The organism is Halomonas sp. TP35 (assembly GCF_052375975.1).
GTDB lineage: Bacteria > Pseudomonadota > Gammaproteobacteria > Pseudomonadales > Halomonadaceae > Vreelandella > Vreelandella citrativorans.
In genome coordinates, this window is sequence record NZ_JBQSUZ010000006.1 from 162,348 (window position 1) to 179,514 (window position 17,167).

Annotated in this window: 15 protein-coding genes and 1 tRNA gene; 12 read left to right on the forward strand and 4 right to left on the reverse strand. The window is 54.7% G+C overall.

Annotated elements, in window-relative coordinates; all coding sequences use genetic code 11:
• Positions 1-15: 15 nt before the first annotated feature.
• Positions 16-327: a hypothetical protein gene (locus tag ACT3RU_RS09775; protein ID WP_193053604.1), complete on the reverse strand. Its 312-nt coding sequence runs from the start codon at positions 325-327 to the stop codon at positions 16-18.
• Positions 328-511: 184 nt separating this feature from the next.
• On the opposite strand from ACT3RU_RS09775, the gene ACT3RU_RS09780 reads away from it, so the two are divergent.
• The 9 genes from ACT3RU_RS09780 (at position 512) to ACT3RU_RS09820 (ending at position 12,706) form a co-directional block, all read left to right on the forward strand.
• Positions 512-985, forward strand: a complete 474-nt coding sequence (locus ACT3RU_RS09780; protein WP_193053603.1) for a YchJ family protein — start codon at positions 512-514, stop codon at positions 983-985.
• Between the two features lie 36 nt (positions 986-1,021).
• Entirely contained in the window at positions 1,022-2,014 is a 993-nt protein-coding gene (locus tag ACT3RU_RS09785; protein ID WP_193053602.1) for a tripartite tricarboxylate transporter substrate binding protein, read from the forward strand.
• Between the two features lie 37 nt (positions 2,015-2,051).
• Positions 2,052-6,023 carry an EAL domain-containing protein gene (locus ACT3RU_RS09790; protein ID WP_226912061.1) on the forward strand — a complete coding sequence of 1,324 codons (3,972 nt, stop codon included), beginning with the start codon at positions 2,052-2,054 and terminating at the stop codon, positions 6,021-6,023.
• A gap of 9 nt (positions 6,024-6,032) precedes the next feature.
• Positions 6,033-6,311, forward strand: a complete 279-nt coding sequence (locus tag ACT3RU_RS09795; protein WP_087108829.1) for a GIY-YIG nuclease family protein — start codon at positions 6,033-6,035, stop codon at positions 6,309-6,311.
• A 69-nt stretch (positions 6,312-6,380) separates the two neighbouring features.
• Positions 6,381-7,424, forward strand: a complete 1,044-nt coding sequence (locus ACT3RU_RS09800) for a histone deacetylase family protein (RefSeq protein WP_193053601.1) — start codon at positions 6,381-6,383, stop codon at positions 7,422-7,424.
• Positions 7,425-7,481: 57 nt separating this feature from the next.
• Positions 7,482-7,847: a hypothetical protein gene (locus tag ACT3RU_RS09805; protein WP_193053600.1), complete on the forward strand. Its 366-nt coding sequence runs from the start codon at positions 7,482-7,484 to the stop codon at positions 7,845-7,847.
• Between the two features lie 44 nt (positions 7,848-7,891).
• Entirely contained in the window at positions 7,892-9,586 is a 1,695-nt protein-coding gene (locus tag ACT3RU_RS09810; RefSeq protein ID WP_193053599.1) for a VRR-NUC domain-containing protein, read from the forward strand.
• Positions 9,583-11,895, forward strand: a complete 2,313-nt coding sequence (locus tag ACT3RU_RS09815) for an ATP-dependent DNA helicase (RefSeq protein WP_193053598.1) — start codon at positions 9,583-9,585, stop codon at positions 11,893-11,895. The genes ACT3RU_RS09810 and ACT3RU_RS09815 overlap by 4 nt, the downstream gene beginning before the upstream one ends.
• Positions 11,896-11,926: 31 nt before the next feature.
• Positions 11,927-12,706 carry a sulfite exporter TauE/SafE family protein gene (locus ACT3RU_RS09820; RefSeq protein ID WP_193053597.1) on the forward strand — a complete coding sequence of 260 codons (780 nt, stop codon included), beginning with the start codon at positions 11,927-11,929 and terminating at the stop codon, positions 12,704-12,706.
• Between the two features lie 32 nt (positions 12,707-12,738).
• Here ACT3RU_RS09820 and ACT3RU_RS09825 read toward each other — a convergent pair whose 3' ends face one another.
• On the reverse strand, positions 12,739-13,911 hold the full coding sequence (locus ACT3RU_RS09825; RefSeq protein WP_441673951.1) for an MFS transporter: 1,173 nt from the start codon (positions 13,909-13,911) through the stop codon (positions 12,739-12,741).
• A 313-nt stretch (positions 13,912-14,224) separates the two neighbouring features.
• Here ACT3RU_RS09825 and ACT3RU_RS09830 point away from each other — a divergent pair, with 313 nt between their 5' ends.
• Positions 14,225-14,890, forward strand: a complete 666-nt coding sequence (locus tag ACT3RU_RS09830; RefSeq protein ID WP_192527347.1) for a flagellar biosynthesis protein — start codon at positions 14,225-14,227, stop codon at positions 14,888-14,890.
• A 71-nt stretch (positions 14,891-14,961) separates the two neighbouring features.
• Here ACT3RU_RS09830 and ACT3RU_RS09835 read toward each other — a convergent pair.
• Both ACT3RU_RS09835 and ispB read right to left on the reverse strand, forming a co-directional pair.
• Positions 14,962-15,038 (reverse strand) — tRNA-Pro (locus ACT3RU_RS09835).
• Positions 15,039-15,124: 86 nt separating this feature from the next.
• A complete protein-coding gene (ispB, locus tag ACT3RU_RS09840) occupies positions 15,125-16,129 on the reverse strand; it encodes an octaprenyl diphosphate synthase (protein ID WP_192527348.1) in 1,005 nt (334 codons plus the stop codon).
• 307 nt (positions 16,130-16,436) lie between these two features.
• On the opposite strand from ispB, the gene rplU reads away from it, so the two are divergent.
• Positions 16,437-16,748, forward strand: a complete 312-nt coding sequence (gene rplU, locus ACT3RU_RS09845) for a 50S ribosomal protein L21 (RefSeq protein ID WP_087108812.1) — start codon at positions 16,437-16,439, stop codon at positions 16,746-16,748.
• A 31-nt stretch (positions 16,749-16,779) separates the two neighbouring features.
• On the forward strand, positions 16,780-17,037 hold the full coding sequence (gene rpmA / locus ACT3RU_RS09850) for a 50S ribosomal protein L27 (protein ID WP_018917617.1): 258 nt from the start codon (positions 16,780-16,782) through the stop codon (positions 17,035-17,037).
• Positions 17,038-17,167: the final 130 nt, after the last annotated feature.

The following is a 17,167-nucleotide window of genomic DNA, read 5'->3' on the forward strand; positions in this document are numbered from 1 at the left end:
TGCTTGCGAACCACTTCAGTGCTGATGGTTATGCTCGAAAAGCTCGGCTTTGGCATTGCGCATTACATCTTCACACGCCTGCTGGTGCGCCAGTTGGGTCAATAGCTGCTGGGTGACTTCAAACCCTTTGCCCAGGCAGGTATCCATTTCCTCCTGGCTGACCTGAGGAGAAACATGACAATTAACCTTCAGCGTCCGACCAACACCGTCCAAACGGTCGGCTATCGCCCGCAGCCGCCAGGCGACTCGCTCTTTCCAGTTGGCTGATTCTTCTGCGCCTTCGTTTACGCTAAACGTGCACTGCCATTCGGGTTTATAAACCTTCATGAGAACCTCCGCTGCATTTGGAAAGAATATTGGGTCGTGTTTCGTACTCCGTAAGCCAAAAAAATCTTGCTCAGCCACTATACGCTTAACATGGGACCAAAATCGAATAAAACATAGGCCATGTGTAGGACGGTTTTAAGGATTATCGGTTAGGCTTAAGTGACCGTGATATATGAGCCTTTCTATGATGTCTCTAATTGAAAAAAGTTGCCCTTGCGGTACAGGGTTGTCGACTGACGTATGCTGTGGCCGTTACCACGATGGCGCGCCAGCCCCTACCCCGGAAGCGCTAATGCGCTCTCGCTACAGTGCCTTTGCGCTGAATCTATGCGACTACGTGCTTGCCACTTGGCACGTGAGCACTCGCCCTGAAGCGCTATCACCGGACCTTAACACCGAGTGGAAAGCTCTCATCATTGTTAAAGCAGCATCCGAAGAGACGCCCCCCGATGCTGATAAAGGTTATATTCATTTTCGCGCTTATTTCAAAGAGCGTGGCCGCTGGCACATGCTTGAAGAAAACTCGCGTTTCGTGTTTGAGCAGAGCCGGTGGTGGTACGTGGATGGGACGCCTGAGGTCGTGCGTCTCAAGCCGCGGCGTAACGATCCCTGCTTTTGTGGTAGCGGCCGAAAATTAAAGCTATGTTGCAAAGAGTAGCTATGCGTTAACTAATAAAAACGAGGGGTTGATGTCATGGCATATAGTGGCAGGGGACTCGCTCGTTATTGCATCACATTAGGGTTTGTCAGTGGGTTGTTATTGTGGGGAACGACGTTCACGTTTGCTGAAAATCGGTACCCGGATAGAGAAATTACCGTTGTCATTCCCTTTGGTTTAGGAGGGGCGACCGATGTGTTGTTTCGGGATATTTTTGACACGGCACAAATTTATCTAGACCAGCCAGTGCTTGTGGTTAATATGCCCGGTCGTGAAGCCATGCGGGGCGCTCAGTATGTCAAAAATGCCTCGCCCGATGGTTATACGTTGCTCGGTAGTCATCAAACGATTGATCTTTCGTACCTGGCGGGGCTCGCTTCGTTTTCCCATGCAGACTTTGCGCCGGTGTCACTGCTGGTTCGCACGATTAATATTCCCGCCACGTATGCAGGGCATGCGGCTCAACAAGCCAGCGATATTGGCGCGTTAGTGCAGACTTCCTCAACCCCGCTCAAGTTTGGCGTTATCGCTAACTCCACCGACCACTTGTTCTGGCTGCAGTTTTTTGAACAAAGCGGTATCTCGCTCTCGGATGTACAGTTGGTTCATTTTCCTGATACGGCCTCCGAGGTAGAAGCTTTGGTGGCTAGAGAAATTGATTTCGCCATGCTTAACCTGCCCTCGGCGGGCACTCTTTTTGTCTCGGGTGCCTTGGTGCCACTGGCCGTAGCGGGGAGTGAGCGACTCTCTGGGTTGCCGGACGTTCTTACGCTTCGTGAGCAGGGAATTGATCTGGTCCATACGAGCGACCGAGGTGTGTTTGCGCCTGCAGGAACACCACCGGGAGAGCTTGCCGTTTTGAACGATGCGTTAGCTTACGCGCTTGCCAGCGAGCCATTACGTCATCGGATTACACATGAGTATGGCTCATTAATTGATTATCGGTCGCTGAGCACTTATCGCGACTATTTGGATGAGCAATTTAATGAGCTGGTATCACTCACAGAACGGGTACACTTGGGACGGTGAAAGATATCAATGCCAAGGCCTGATGGGGCGTAGAACCATGCGGATAAATACGCGCCAATTGGCGTTGGAAACCCTGCTACTTATGATATCGGCAACCCTCGTTTGCATGGGAGTCGTCGGGGTGGTGGTCGGTCTCAGTGTGCCGACACGGCCATTTTTTGCAACGCTAGTGCCGGATGGAGCACTGGTCACTCTGCTGGTCGGCATTGCGCTGCTGGCGTCGCTTCAGGGGTGGAGAAAAACAAGAACTATCAGTATCTTATCTCTGTTTTTGGTTGTCACCTACACCTTGGTACATAATAGCCTGGAAGGCGGTCGAGGCGACTCATGGCTCAGCAATGGGCCGCGTATCACCAGCTTGTCGGCAGGCTTTTTTTTAATGATTGGGGTGTGCTTTTGGTTGGGGCTTTCTACCGCATGGCGGCGCTGGTTATGGATAGCCGGTGGGCTAAGCCTGTGGGGGCTTGCCCTTTTTGTGGTTGGAAAACTATGGCTTACGCTAAGCGGTGCATCTCCTCTGTTCTCATCGTCGCCCATGAGTGCATTGGTCATTACCTGCTTTTTAGGTACCGCCATGCTGGCAGCAGGCTTACGGGGTAAACCGCAACGTCTAAATCCAGGTCGGGTGACCGTCGTCGCCTCGCTATGGGGCGTTACGATCAGTTGTTTTATCTGGTTATTGTTAAACGCTTATCAACAAACGTCGCTGCAACAGCAAGCCGCCTATCTATTGGATAACGTTCAACTCAATATCGAGCGGGCAACACAAGACCGCTTGCGATTAATGCAACGAATGGCGGAGCGGCTGAACGCCATGGGCACAGACTGGGATGTGAACCTGTTGGATAATGACGCACAACACTATCTGCGGGACATCCCCAGTATTAGCGCCATTGCGATAGTTGATCAGCAGCAGTTGTCCTGGGAGTGGGGAGTGGGGCGGACGGTTGAAATGGAACGATGGCTACGTCAGCAGTTGGAGGAAGAGCAAACACGTGCCTGGATGCAAATTCCGCTCGGTCGTCCAAGGATGTTGATGACGGATACCAGCCGACCCCACGAAGCGGTATTTGTTATCCCGGTTCCCGCTAACAATCGTTACCTGTTCGCCAGTTTTAACCTGGCCACCATGTTGGAAAACGAGTTGCGCCTAGAGGTGGGCCCTTTCCAGGTGAGAGTGAATCGTGATGACATGCCGCTGATGAAGCTACACCCCGCTGGTTTTGCTGCCGACCGCATGGAAACGCCAGAGCTTGCGCTGGCGTCACGCTATATCGGCTTGCCCGGCGGCATTAACCTGGTGCTTTATGTCTACCCAGGTAACCAGCACAACTGGCATCAATTGAACCTGCTGTCGTTTGCGGTTGCGTTAGGCAGCTTGCTGCTTAGTGGTTTGTTGGCTTTTAGTCTTGGCGTTGTGAGCGTCAGTGTTTCTCGTGCCCGCGAGCTTGTTCAGACGCGTCAGTCATTGGAAGACCAGCAGGCGATTCAGCACATGATTGCCCAAGAGCAGCCCCTAAAGGAAACGCTGGAAAGTCTGTGTCTTATGTTGGAGCGCGAGTTACCTTCGGCAATCTGTTCTGTCATGTTGGCTAACGAGACAGGTACTCACCTGGAATTCATCGCGGGAGACCGACTGCCCGCCGCTTATCGCAGCGCGATACAACGCATTTTGATCAGCGCGAATAATGGCGCTTGTGGTAGTGCCGCCTATCAGGGGGCAACGGTGATATGCGCTAATATTGCCGAGGACGAGCGCTGGCGGGGCTATCATGGCGTTTCCAAACAGGCGGGGCTTGCCTCCTGTTGGTCGAGCCCTGTCTACGGTGGCGAGGGCCAACTGGTAGGCACTATTGCAGTTTACTACCCAAAGCCCAGCACCCCAGGCAGTGCCGATACGGTGCGAATTGAAAAAGCGGCTGGCTTGATGGCGCTGGCTGTTGAGCGTTTTCAGGTGCGGAGCTCGTTGGAGGAGAGCGAGCAGCGCTATCGCTCATTGTTTACCCATCATCCTGATGCGGTATTTACCCTGGATGAGGCGGGCTGCTTTGTAACGGCCAATGCCACCTGCGCGTCACTGACCGGTTACTCCGTTGAGGAAATGCTCGGCAAGCCGTTCACCTTCTTTATTGCTGAACAGGATGTGACGCGCGTAGAGGCCTATATTGAAACGGCCCTGCAAGGGGGGATTGACCGATATGAACTCAATCTGAAAGACCGCGCGGGTCGTTTGCATCAATTGGATATTATTCATCTGCCGATGGTGGTGCATAACACCGTGCAAGGGGTGCATGCCATTGCTCAGGAGGTGACAGCTGCCCGTCAACAGGAGTCTCGCCTGCGTATCCTGGAGCGCAGTGTGGAAGCCAGCGTTAACGGCATTGTGATCGCCGATGCTGGACAGCCTGATTTGCCCATTGTTTATGCCAATAAAGCGTTTACGTTAATAACGGGATATCGCCAGGAGGAAATCCTTGGTAAAAACTGTCGCCTGCTTCAGGGGCCTGGCAGCGATCCGGCGGTTATCCAACGCATTCGTGCTTGTATTAATGAGCAGAAAGACGTCAACGTCACTATCTGCAATTACCGCAAAGATGGCACGCTATTCTGGAATGATCTGTATATAGCGCCGGTACGCGACCAGGACGATCAGGTAACGCACTTTGTCGGCGTGCAGCAAGATATTTCCGAGCATAAAGCGTACGAGGCGCGTTTGGCTCACAATGCTTCACATGATGACCTGACCCGCCTGCCTAACCGTACATTCTTTGAGGAAATGCTGTTAAAGCAGTTTTCTACGCTGGGTAAGGATAAAAAGCGTCTGGCCGTGCTGTTTGTGGATCTGGATGATTTCAAGCCCATTAACGACAACTTGGGGCATGCAGTGGGTGATCAGGTGTTGGTCGAAGTCGCCCGTAGGCTTATCAATGCGGTCAGGCCTGAGGATACGGTTGCCCGTATGGGCGGGGATGAGTTCGTTATTCTGCAAACGGCGATTAACGACGAGTCTGACGTTGTTGATTTGGTGGAGCGGTTGCTGCCTATGTTAGCGCGCCCTTACCGTATTGAATCCCAAGAGCTTTACCTGACCGCGAGTATCGGTATCGCGATGAGCCAGCCAGATACACTTCAGCCAAAAACGCTGATTCAACAAGCCGATATGGCGATGTACAAGGCCAAGCAGCAAGGGCGTAATGCCTACGAGTGGTTTACCCACGCGTTTACCGATACGGTTAGCGAGCGCATGGTGCTGCGTAATGATCTCCAGGAAGCCATTGAGCGCGAAGAGTTCGCACTGCATTACCAGCCGTTAATGAATCGGGAAGGAAAGCTTGCCGGTGTAGAAGCGCTACTGCGCTGGGAGCATCCGGAAAAAGGCTTTATCTCTCCCGCGCGGTTTATTCCGCTGGCAGAAACCACCGGGCAAATTATTCCGATCAGTGAGTGGGCACTCCAACGTGCTTGCCAGGATATGCAGTCACTGGCGCAACAAGGGCTGGGTAAAATACGTGTGGCGGTTAACCTTTCACCGCTCCAGTTCCAGCGCTCCAATTTTCTTGCCACGCTGCGCCAAACCCTGCTAACCACCGGCCTACCGGCTGAACAGCTGAGTCTGGAACTGACCGAAGGTATTTTGACGGATAACGCTGAAGGCGCGATCGATACGCTGCATGCCCTGCGCAGTATGCATATTGGCGTGTCGATTGATGATTTTGGTACGGGCTATTCAAGCCTTAGTTATCTTAAGGACCTGCCTATTAGCACGGTGAAAATTGACCGCAGCTTTATTAATGAACTCACCAATAGCTACGATGATGCGGCGATTGTGCAAGGGATTATCTCCATGGCTCACCACTTGGGGCTCAAGGTCGTGGCTGAAGGAGTGGAGACCGAAGAGCAGTATCAGCGCCTGCTGGGCTATCAGTGTGATATTTTCCAGGGCTATCTACTGGCCAAGCCGATGCCAGTGGAAGCCCTGCAAGCCTTTATTGCCCATTTATCTCCCTAAGGAGCTGGGATGTCGTTACCCTCAACCCCTTGGTATGTTTACTTATTAGAGTGCCGACGCGGGACTTATGTGGGCATCACCAACAATATCGCTAAACGCTATCGCGCCCACTGTGCGGGCAAAGGGGCGCGTTATACCCGTGCTAACCCACCGGTTGCTCTGCTGGGCGCCCAGCCGTTTGAAGATAGGGCCGCCGCCAGCCGGGCGGAGTATCAGTTGAAACAGCAAACCTCTGTTCAAAAACGTCATTGGGCAACGCGCTGGCCGCTTTCGATAGAAGTGGATTAAGCTAACGTAAAGCTAAAGCGCTCGTTTTTATACGAGCCTGCCGCCTTTCCCGGTTATTCAGGAGCCAACATGCTGACGTTTTTCTCTGAGGATAGTCGTTTGCGCCAGGCGCGAACGGAGCTTCATGACGGGGCACTTGTCAGCCCCTTTGAGTGCCCCGAGCGTGTTGACCTGGTGCTCGAACAACTGCGCCAGGCCGGTTTCGAAGTGCGCGCTCCTGACGCCTATGGCCTTGAGCCGGTATGTGCGATTCACGACGCCAGTTACGTCAGCTTCCTTGAAACCTGCTGGCAGGCATGGCAAGCAGCCGGGCATAGCGGTGAGGCGATCCCCAATATCTGGCCAGCGCGCACCCTGCGTCAGGATAAAATTCCGCTCTCGGTGAGTGGCCAGCTTGGCTACTACGCGCTTGCGGCGGAAACCTCTATCTGTGAAGGCACCTTTGAAGCGGCCATGGCGAGTAAGGACGCCGCGTTGGGTGCTGAGGAATATACCTTGGCCACGGGAGAGCCCAGCTTTGGGTTGTGCCGCCCGCCGGGGCACCACGCTGCATTTGACCAGTTTGGTGGCTACTGCTTTTTTAACAATGCCGCGATTGCTGCCCAGCACGCGCTGGATGCAGGCCGACGCCGCGTGGCGGTGCTGGATGTCGACTTCCACCATGGCAACGGCACCCAACAGATTTTCTATGCGCGTAACGACGTTCTATTTGCTTCGCTACATGGCGACCCTGATGTGACCTTTCCCTACTATCTAGGCTACGCCGATGAAACCGGTACGGGCGAAGGGCAGGGCTTCAACCTCAACTACCCGATGGCGCCTGGCACCAGCGTAGCCACCTGGATGCAAACGCTGGAGCAGGCGCTTATTGCCATCAAAACCCATGAGTGTGAGCTGTTGATCGTATCGCTCGGCGTGGATATCTTCGAAGGCGACCCTATTAGCGCGTTCACTTTCAAGCGCGATGACTTTATTGCCTTGGGCAAGCGTTTGGCAGAAGCCGGTCTACCCACCACCTTTTTAATGGAGGGAGGCTATGCGGTTGAAGAAATAGGTGTCAACGTCGTCAATGTGCTACAAGGGTTTGAGCAGATAAACTCGCGAGATAGATGACAGCTGGCCTTTATTAGGGCAGGCTAACGCCCCCACTAACGGGCAGGGAGCGCAGGCGTGGCAGTTTACGGCGGTATTCAGGGGCATGAATTGGAGCGTTGGCTTAATGCGTTAACCAACGCGGCCTACGACCGGCGCTGCCCGCTTTCCAAGGTGCATGGCGGCAATGCCCGTGCGCGCACCGCCCGGCAGGACCTGCTTTACTTGGCCCACGGCTTTCGCGGTGGCGAGCAGAGCCGTGACGTAGTCGCCGACGGCCTGGGTCGTTGGTGTCAGCACTACCTCACCGAAGCCGAATGGTACGTACTGGTAGGTGATAGTGCGAAGCCTCGCACCACCCGCCAATCCCCCGTGTCTTCCAGCGTTTCCCATGACGAAGTGGATGATGCACTTGAGGTGTTAAGGCAGCACCGCGTGGGCTGAAATAGCCCATGACGCGGGGCAAATCGCGCTGATACAATGGATGCATGAACAGTGCTTCTGCCACTTCCGTTACTGCTTCGCTCGACGACCCCTTCTACTACCTGACGAACTTCCGCTTCGTGCTGGGGTGGGTGGGTGAGCGCCACGCTGACCTTCTAGATACCGACGAACTCACCTTTATAAGCCGCTTTGATACGCTGCCGCGCTCTTCCCAGGCGTTGCTTACCCGTATGGTAATGCGCAAGGGCGAGCTGTTCCGGCTTTACAAACTCAACTACCCGGAAATAGGCGACACGGCAGATGCCCTCGCACCTTTGGCCTCGCTTGGTTGGGTGGATACTGCCCCGGCGCTGAGTGTGAATGAGCTGTTTCATCAACTGCGCTTGGCCGAGCTGCGCTCAGCCTTGGCAACGCCTATACGCGATGCGGGGCTGCCCGCGTCTGCTGGCAAAGCGGTACTCCAGGCCACGCTAACGCCCCAGCTCACTGAGATAAAACCGTTAACCGAGTGGTGGCCAAAAGCGTCGGACAGCATCGTGCGCCTTAACGTAATGGACGTGTGCGACCGGTTACGGCTGATGTTCTTTGGCAACCTGCGCCAGGACTGGGCCGAGTTCGTGCTGACGGAGCTTGGGCTTCAGCGGTTTGAAAAGGTACCGTTCACCGCCGCCTCGCGTGCCTTTCAGAAACGCGAAGAAGTGAATGCTTACTTCGTCTTGCATAGGCTTAGGCAGCGTCTTGAAGAGGGCGAGCCACTTGAACATCTACAGCATGAGCTACCGCCCAAACCCGCTAACGCCTGGTTAGCGACTCGGCATGCCCGCGTGGTGTTGCAGATGGGCCGCGAAGCGGAGCGCAGTGGCCAAACCGAGCAGGCCATTTTACTTTATGCACAAGCGGGTAGCAGCGAAGCCCGCGTTCGCCAACTGCGCGTATTGGAGCGGCTGGGGAGGTATCAGGAGGCATTTGAGCTGGCAACGAATGCCCAGCGACTTACGCCCAATGAAACCGAAGCTCAGGCACTCGCTCGGTTGCTGCCTCGGCTGCGTAAAAAGTTGAAAATGGAGGCGCAGCCGCCGGTGCATGAGCCCGCCTACACGCGCTGGGAGTTAATGCTTCCCGGCCCTCAGCCGGTAGAGCGCGCCGTTGGGCAGCACGTCGGCACACCTGAAGCGCCGGTGTACTATGCGGAAAACATGCTAATCACCGGCTTGTTTGGCCTGCTCTGCTGGCCCGCTATCTTTGCTCCTCTGCCAGGGGCGTTTTTTCATCCGTTTCATAGCGGGCCTGCGGATCTTTATCGTGAAGATTTCGTCGCTCGGCGGCGTGGTTTGTTTGATAAGTGCCTGGCACAGCTAGAGGATGGCAGCTACCGGCAGACGATTCACACAACCAGGCAGCAAAAACACGGCCTGGCGTCCCCCTTTGTGCACTGGCCATTGCTGGATGAAACGCTTTTAGCGCTGGCGCTTGAGTGCCTGCCTGCCGCCCACTTGAAAGCCTGTTTTGAACGGCTTTTACAAGACCTTAAAGCTAACCGGGCAGGGTTGCCCGACTTGATCCAGTTTTTACCCAACGCACCGAAGAATGAACCCCGCTATCGGCTTATTGAAGTGAAAGGCCCTGGTGACCGGCTTCAGGATAACCAGCGCCGCTGGCTGGCATTTTTTCATCAGCATCGTATTCCGGTTGCAGTATGTTACGTGCAGTGGCTGGCTGACTCGCTAGGTACGTTATGAGTAGCGCTGCGGAGTATCGGATAGCCGTTCGCGCACTGTGTGATTTTACCGCCCGCGAGGGTGACCTGGATCACCGCTTTACCCCTTCGCCCAGTGCTCAGGAAGGCATGGCCGGGCATCGCCTGGTGGCCAGCCGCCGAGGCGATGACTATATTGCCGAAATGCCGCTTTCCGGTACCTACAAAAGCCTGGCCGTCACCGGACGCTCTGATGGGTACGATCCTGCCGAAAACCGTTTGGAGGAGGTCAAGACCTACCGCGGTAGCCTTGAGCGCATGGCCGACAACCAGCGCGCGCTGCACTGGGCGCAGGTAAAAATCTACGGCGCCCTGTTATGCAAAGAACGCGGCCTGGATGAAGTTACGCTGACGTTGGTGTATCTGGATATCGCCACTGAAAAAGAGACTTTGCTTAGCCAGAAAGCGCGAGCATCTGAGCTTGAGGCGTTTTTTATCACCCAGTGCGAGCGCTTTATTGCCTGGGCCGAACAGGAAGCGGTGCATCGCAAGGCGCGTGATTTAGCGTTAACAACACTCAGCTTTCCCTATGCCACGTTTCGCCCCGGCCAGCGTGAGCTTGCCGAAGATGTTTATAAGGCCGCCAGCACCGGGCGCTGCCTGCTGGCCCAGGCGCCTACCGGGATCGGCAAAACGTTGGCCACGCTGTTTCCCATGCTCACCGCCATGCCTCGTCAGCAGCTTGATCGGATTGCTTTTCTGACCATGAAAACACCCGGGCGCCGCTTGGCGTTGGACGCCCTGGCTCAGCTTCGCTCTTCTGTACAATCCGCCGAACATTCTGATAACAGCGCGCCGCGTGTGCTGGAACTCATTGCCCGTGAAAAAGCCTGCGAGTACCCCGGAACCGCCTGCCATGGTGATGCCTGCCCGTTAGCGGCGGGCTTCTATGACCGCCTGCCCGCTGCACGCCAGGCCGCCGTGGCTGAAAGCGGGTGGGACCGCGAAACGCTGCGCAAGTTAGCGCTTACTCACAGTGTTTGTCCTTATTACCTGGGCCAGGAACTGGCGCGCTGGGCCGATGTGATTGTGGGCGACGTTAACCACTGGTTTGATCGCCATGCGCTGCTGCATGGCCTGGCACAAGCTAATGATTGGCGAGTGGGATTATTGGTGGATGAAGCGCACAACCTGGTTGAGCGGGCACGTGGCATGTATAGCGCCGAGCTTGACCAGCAGCGTTTTAATCGCGTTAAGCGTAGCGCCCCGAAAGCCCTGAGCCGCTCATTGGCAAGCCTGGGTCGGCAGTGGCAGGCCGTGGTGAAAGATGTCGCCGAAAGTAAGCCGGATGATGCTGAGCGGGAAGGCTATCACCTGCTTGAGTCGCTACCCGATAAGCTGGTGGGCGCCCTTCAGAACGTTGCCGCCTCGATCACCAACCACCTGGGCGAGCACCCCGAAGATATCTCTTATGAGCTGCAGGAGCTGCTGTTTGAGGCGCTGGCATTTTGCCGCCTGGCGGAGAATTTCGGCGATCACTCGCTGTGTGATCTCACATTAAAAGGCCGAGGGAAGGCGCTAATCGGTCTGCGTAATCTGATACCGGCAGACTTTTTAGCGCCACGCTTCAACGCTGCGCATAGTGCCGTACTGTTCTCAGCCACCCTAACGCCTGCCCATTATTACCGTGATTTGCTGGGCCTGCCAGCGCACACGGTGTGGCGCGAAGTGTGCTCGCCCTTTGTGGCCCGCCAGCTTGAAGTGTGCATTCGCCGGGATATCTCGACCCGCTTTCGCGACCGGGAGGCATCGCTTGCGCCGATGGTGGCCGAAATGGCCCAGCAGTATGAGCAGGCGCCGGGCCACTATCTAGCATTTTTTAGCAGTTTCACCTACCTCAATGCCGCGCTTAAGCTGTTTTGTGAACAGCACCCTGACATCCCTGCATTTGCCCAAACGCCGGGCATGCGTGAAGCCGAGCGCGAAGCGTTCTTGCAGCGTTTTACGCCGGGTGGGCAGGGCATCGGCTTTGCGGTGCTGGGCGGCGCCTTTGCTGAAGGTATCGACCTGCCCGGCGACCGACTGATTGGTGCGTTTATCGCAACGCTGGGCTTACCGCCCTTTAACGCTTTCAACGAAGCCCTTAAAGCGCGCCTCACGGCAAGATTTGGCCAGGGCGATGACTACACCTACCGCATTCCGGGGATGATCAAGGTGGTACAGGCCGCCGGACGGGTGATCCGCAGCCCCTCTGATGAAGGGGTTGTGGTATTAATGGATGATCGTTTTGCCCACACCCGCGTGCAGGCGCTATTACCCAGCTGGTGGGCGGTAGGCGGATCATCATTTTGATAACCAACGTGATAACCAGGGACGCAAGTGAATGGCGGATTTGTTGTGGTATCAGTATGCGTTGATCGGGCTGATTTTTGCCTGGAGCGGTTTTGTCAGAACCAGCCTGGGGTTTGGCGGCGCGGTGCTGGCGTTGCCGTTTCTACTCTTGGTGGTTAACGATCCACTACTTTTCCTGCCAATTATCGCCATTCATCTGCTGATCTTCTCCAGCTGGATCGCTTGGCAGGGTAACCGCCAAATAAAGCGAGAGAGTGGCAACGCGTCGGCACAGAGCAATATTGATTGGGCCTATTTACGCAAGGCCCTGAAAATTATGATCATCCCCAAGCTGGTTGGCGTGGTGGGCCTGTTAACGCTGCCTGCCTCTATCATGACCAGCATCATTTTCGGCATCGTGCTGGTCTACGCTGTTGGCTATGTGCTCAATAAGCCGTTTCAAAGCAACAACAGGTACGTCGACTATGTGCTGCTGGCCCTGGGCGGCTATGTCAGCGGTACGTCGCTGATTGGTGCGCCGCTGATTGTGGCGGTGTTTGCCTCACATGTCGCCAAGGAGCAGCTGCGCGATACCATGTTCGTGCTGTGGTTCATTCTGGTCGTGATCAAGATGATCTCGTTTGTGTTTGCCGGTGTGGACCTACAGCTGATCCATCAGCTATGGCTATTGCCCTGTGCGTATGCCGGGCACCTGGTGGGTGAGCGGGCGCACCGCTATATCATCAAAGCCGATACAGGCGTGTTCTTCCGGGTGCTGGGCGCGGTGCTGATCTTTGTCAGCATCATAGGGTTGGTATTTTCGCCTTCTTGATTATCGGCTTGGTATGAAAACGTTGCTACCGCTTAAAGCGTGCTGTCGGCGCGTAGCAGCGTCCTGCTCAGGATCACCAGTATCACCGCCAACACGCAGCAGAGCACGGCCATGCCGGTATAGACATTGCGCAGTGACTCAAGCCAGGTAACCGCAGGGGCGACCGCAATGGGCGAGATAAACTGACCAAGAAAGAAGGTAGCGGTAAAGCCACCAAACACGCGGCCACGCACTCGCTGTGGCGTAATACGCATCAGCCAGGCCGTGGTGTTGGGCATAAAGGCGCCCAGGCCAAGCCCCGAAATGGCCGCGCCGACAATCGCCATGGCATAACTCTGCGTAAGGCCCACCACCAGAAAGCCCAGCGCGGCCAGTACAAAGCCCGCTATATAGATCGTCATGACCGACAAAAAGGGTTTGTAGTAGCCATAGCAGAACGACACGATGCTGGCGGTAAAGGCGGCGGTCGAGAGCGCAATGCCGATGGCTAAACCGCTGACCTCACCCTGCTCTGAAAGTAAAAAAGGCAGTTGCGCCGGAAACATGTAAAACATCATCATGCTCAGCATGCCCGCCAGATAGGCAATCCCGGTGCGCATATAGTCGACCTTGACTGGCGCGTTGACGCTGCCTGCCTGCGCATTGCTTTGAAGCTTAGGCGCCTTGAGCATCGCCCAGGCATAAGGCAGTAGAAACACCCCGGTTAGGTAAAGCAGGAAAGGCCCCCGCCAACTCCAGTCGGAGAGTAGCCCACCCAGATTAATAAACACCACGCCACCGAGCGCCATGCAGCTACTTTGCAGACCCAAAAAACGCACTCGCTCGGGGCCATCAAAATAGTCGCCAACTAGCGTAGTACTAATACTTAAAATACCGGCCACGGCGATGCCCATCAGCGCCCGTGATGCTAACAACAGGTTCACGCTATCAATCAAGAAGCCCGCTCCACCCGCCAGGCCATAAATGGACAACATCATCAGGAGTAGAGGCTTGCGCCCAAACCGGTCGGCCAGATAGCCCATTAGCGGGCTGAACAGCGTAATCATCAGCGCAGGAAGCGTCAGGATCAGTTGAATCAACACCTGCGGATGATCCGAAAAATGGCGGCTGATACCCGGCAAAGCAGGCGCAATAATCGCACCCGACATCACCGTCATGGTGCTGGCAAACAGCAGTACGGCTTTGGTATGGGTTAAATGGTTGATGGTGAGCTTCCCTAGATGAACATCGAGATGGCAAAGGCACTGATAATAGCACTGTCGTTAGCAAGCTACTATTTTGGTGCTGGTGTATCGACAGCGACACTGTGCCAATAGGTTGACCCAACTGGCTGTTTTGGCAAAGCCGGAAGAGTGAGGCGCTGGTTGATCGTTAAACACGTATGTTGATGAAGCAATAAGAGACGTTCAGCTATGTCTAAGTTGACATAGTTCGTCCTAGGGACGAAGCTTTTCATATCTAATAACAAAGGTTATTAGACGAGCTTCATATGAAAACTAACGTTAAGGGAATAAAGAGTTGATAACTAATAGATGCTCAAGGTTTTTAGCAGTTTTCGGTTTAGTGCTGTTGTCTGGTTGTGCTCTCAACCGTAGCGAAATAGTGTTGCCGCTGCCGGAGGCAAATTCAAACCAATATGCGAGTACAGAGCAGACCATAGTAATAGGAGAAGTTATAGATCGGCGAGTTTTCGAAGAGTCACCGATTAATCCGAGCACTCCTTCTCTTGGAAAAGGCGGAGCAAGTAAAGCATCCGACCAGACCAAAGCAAGAGCGATTGGTCGGAAAAAGAATAAATACGGTTATGCGATAGGAGACGTTTTGTTGGAGAATGGACAAACTGTTGATAGCGTGGTGCGTAGCAATTTGGCCCTTGCTCTGAACGAATCCGGTTACAGTGTGCTTCCTCAGTCAGCAGTTGCTGCCGCTAATAGTCCGGTTATAGATGTTTATATCGATGAGTTTTGGGGGTGGCTCACTCCGGGACTGGAAACTACCTTGAATACTCGGATCTCCACAACCCTTGAGCTACGATCTAGTGAAACGCAAGAAAGTATTCTTGTCCGCACTCGCCAGATTCGCCCGTTTGCTACCAACGCTGCTTGGATAGAGCTGTTTGAAAAAGCGCTGAATGACTATAGAAACGAGGTTATCAGCATCGCGCCTGACCTGCTCGAAGAATAGGCTAGCGGAAGTGTGGATTAAAAAACGGCCACTTGCTTTAAAAGCTAAGTGGCCGTTTTTGTATATGTTCCTGGTCGGAATAGCAGGATTCGAACCTACGACCTCTGCCTCCCGAAGGCAGCGCTCTACCAAGCTGAGCTATATTCCGAAGGTTGTGAGCGGTGCTCAACAACGGGGCGTATCTTACACAAGTGGACGCTTTTTATCAAGCATCAGCACCTCTGTTGTGCGAATTTATGCTTGCCTGTCAACGGCCAGGCGGGCGAGTTGCGCCATGCTATCGCGATACGGGCTGGGTGAAAGTAACTCTAATTGCACCAGTGCCTTATCGGCCATTTCATTGGCGCGTTTACGGGTGTATTCAAGCGCGCCCGTGGCGTGAACAATGGCCAGTACGTCATCCAGCTGCTCAAGGCCGCCTTTGCGGATCACCTGGCGAATCAGCTTGGCCTGCTCAGGCGTGCCCTGCTCCATGGCGTGAATCAGCGGCAGGGTGGGCTTGCCTTCGGCCAGGTCATCGCCGACATTTTTACCCATGGCGTCGGCATCGCCCTGGTAATCCAACAGGTCATCAATCAACTGGAAGGCAAGGCCCAGGTAACGGCCATATAACTGTAGCGCCTGGGCTTGCTCTGGTGTGGCATCAGCAAGTACGGCACCGCTGTGGCTGGCAGCTTCAAACAGCATGGCGGTTTTACCTTGAATGGTTTCAAAGTAGTCCGCTTCAGAGACGCTAGGGTTGCCAATGTTGGTCAGTTGTAGCACTTCGCCTTCGGCGATGGTGCAGGTGGCGCTGGAGAGAATCGCCATGATCTGCATCGACCCAACATCAACCATGAGCTGAAATGAGCGCGAATAGAGGAAGTCGCCGACTAACACCGATGGCGCGTTACCCCAGGCATCGTTGGCGGTTTTTTTGCCGCGGCGCATGTGAGACTCATCCACCACATCGTCATGCAGAAGTGTGGATGTGTGCATGAACTCGATCAGCGTGGCCAGGGTAATGTGCTTGTCGCCCTGGTAGCCCAGTGAACGAGCTGCCAGCAGTACCAGCATGGGCCGCAAACGCTTGCCGCCGCTTTCAATAATGTATTGGCTAATGGTCTCGACGAGCGGGACTTTCGAGGTGAGCTGCTCAACAATCGTCCGGTTGACGGCTTCAAAGTCATCTGCCACCACGGCGTGCAGCGGTGAGGGCGTAGGGCTGGCAGTCGGGGTTGGGGAGACGTTGGCGGTCATGGGTTCCGTTCATCGCGGCAGGTGGAGGGGTACGCCCCTGAATTGAGGTCATGCTATGGGGCTACCGGGAAAGCGTCAAGGCGCGTGGAGGGCATCCATTCGGCGTGCGACAATAATCATCAATTGACAACGGCCTGTAGTCTTGTGGTAGAAGGCGATTGTCGTTATAATCCGCGACCCACTCATCATGCTCCCTGTCAGATGGCTCCAAAAGGGGCGCCACTCGCAGCAGGTCAATAAGAGCGTCAGGCGATGAGCGCTGGTTATGCAACGCATAACGGCATTACCGATAAGTCCGGAGAGCGACATGTACGCAATTATCAAAAGCGGTGGCAAGCAGTACCGCGTTCAAGAAGGTCAGACCCTTAAACTCGAGAAAATCGAAGTCGCTACCGGCGAAACGATTGAGTTTGATGAAGTGCTGCTGGTTGCAGACGGCGACGACGTAAACATTGGTGCACCGCTGTTGAGTGGCGCCAAGGTTTCCGCTGAAATCGTTTCCCACGGCCGCGGTGACAAGGTGACGATCATTAAATTCCGTCGCCGTAAGCACAGCATGAAGCGTCAGGGCCACCGCCAGTGGTTCACTGAAGTCAAAATTACCGGAATTTCCGCGTAAGCGGTTCATTCCCTGAAAGGAGAATTTTGCAATGGCACATAAAAAGGCAGCCGGCTCCACGCGTAACGGTCGCGATTCCGAATCCAAACGCCTAGGTGTTAAGCTTTTCGGTGGCCAAGCAGCGAACGCAGGTAGCATCATCGTTCGTCAGCGCGGCACGCGTTTCCACGCGGGTACTGGCGTTGGTCTAGGTCGTGATCACACTTTGTTCGCACTGAACGAAGGCTTTGTGAAGTTTGAGACCAAAGGCCCGAAAAACCGCAAATTCGTTAGCATCGTTTCTGAATAAGCAACTCTGGTTGCGTAGAACGTAGTTAATGAAAAAAAGCCCCGCTATGGCGGGGCTTTTTTGTCTGTTTAAACCCTCTTGCCCAATGAATGGAGGCAGGAGCGTTGCATATAGGGCGGCGGAAGCGGCC

Coding starts and splice junctions, on each gene's coding strand:
- ACT3RU_RS09775 (WP_193053604.1), bottom strand. CDS start 327: ATGAAGGTTTATAAACCCGAATGGCAGTGCACGTTTAGCGTAAACGAA.
- ACT3RU_RS09780 (WP_193053603.1), top strand. CDS start 512: ATGATGTCTCTAATTGAAAAAAGTTGCCCTTGCGGTACAGGGTTGTCG.
- ACT3RU_RS09785 (WP_193053602.1), top strand. CDS start 1,022: ATGGCATATAGTGGCAGGGGACTCGCTCGTTATTGCATCACATTAGGG.
- ACT3RU_RS09790 (WP_226912061.1), top strand. CDS start 2,052: ATGCGGATAAATACGCGCCAATTGGCGTTGGAAACCCTGCTACTTATG.
- ACT3RU_RS09795 (WP_087108829.1), top strand. CDS start 6,033: ATGTCGTTACCCTCAACCCCTTGGTATGTTTACTTATTAGAGTGCCGA.
- ACT3RU_RS09800 (WP_193053601.1), top strand. CDS start 6,381: ATGCTGACGTTTTTCTCTGAGGATAGTCGTTTGCGCCAGGCGCGAACG.
- ACT3RU_RS09810 (WP_193053599.1), top strand. CDS start 7,892: ATGAACAGTGCTTCTGCCACTTCCGTTACTGCTTCGCTCGACGACCCC.
- ACT3RU_RS09815 (WP_193053598.1), top strand. CDS start 9,583: ATGAGTAGCGCTGCGGAGTATCGGATAGCCGTTCGCGCACTGTGTGAT.
- ACT3RU_RS09820 (WP_193053597.1), top strand. CDS start 11,927: ATGGCGGATTTGTTGTGGTATCAGTATGCGTTGATCGGGCTGATTTTT.
- ispB (WP_192527348.1), bottom strand. CDS start 16,129: ATGACCGCCAACGTCTCCCCAACCCCGACTGCCAGCCCTACGCCCTCA.
- rplU (WP_087108812.1), top strand. CDS start 16,437: ATGTACGCAATTATCAAAAGCGGTGGCAAGCAGTACCGCGTTCAAGAA.
- rpmA (WP_018917617.1), top strand. CDS start 16,780: ATGGCACATAAAAAGGCAGCCGGCTCCACGCGTAACGGTCGCGATTCC.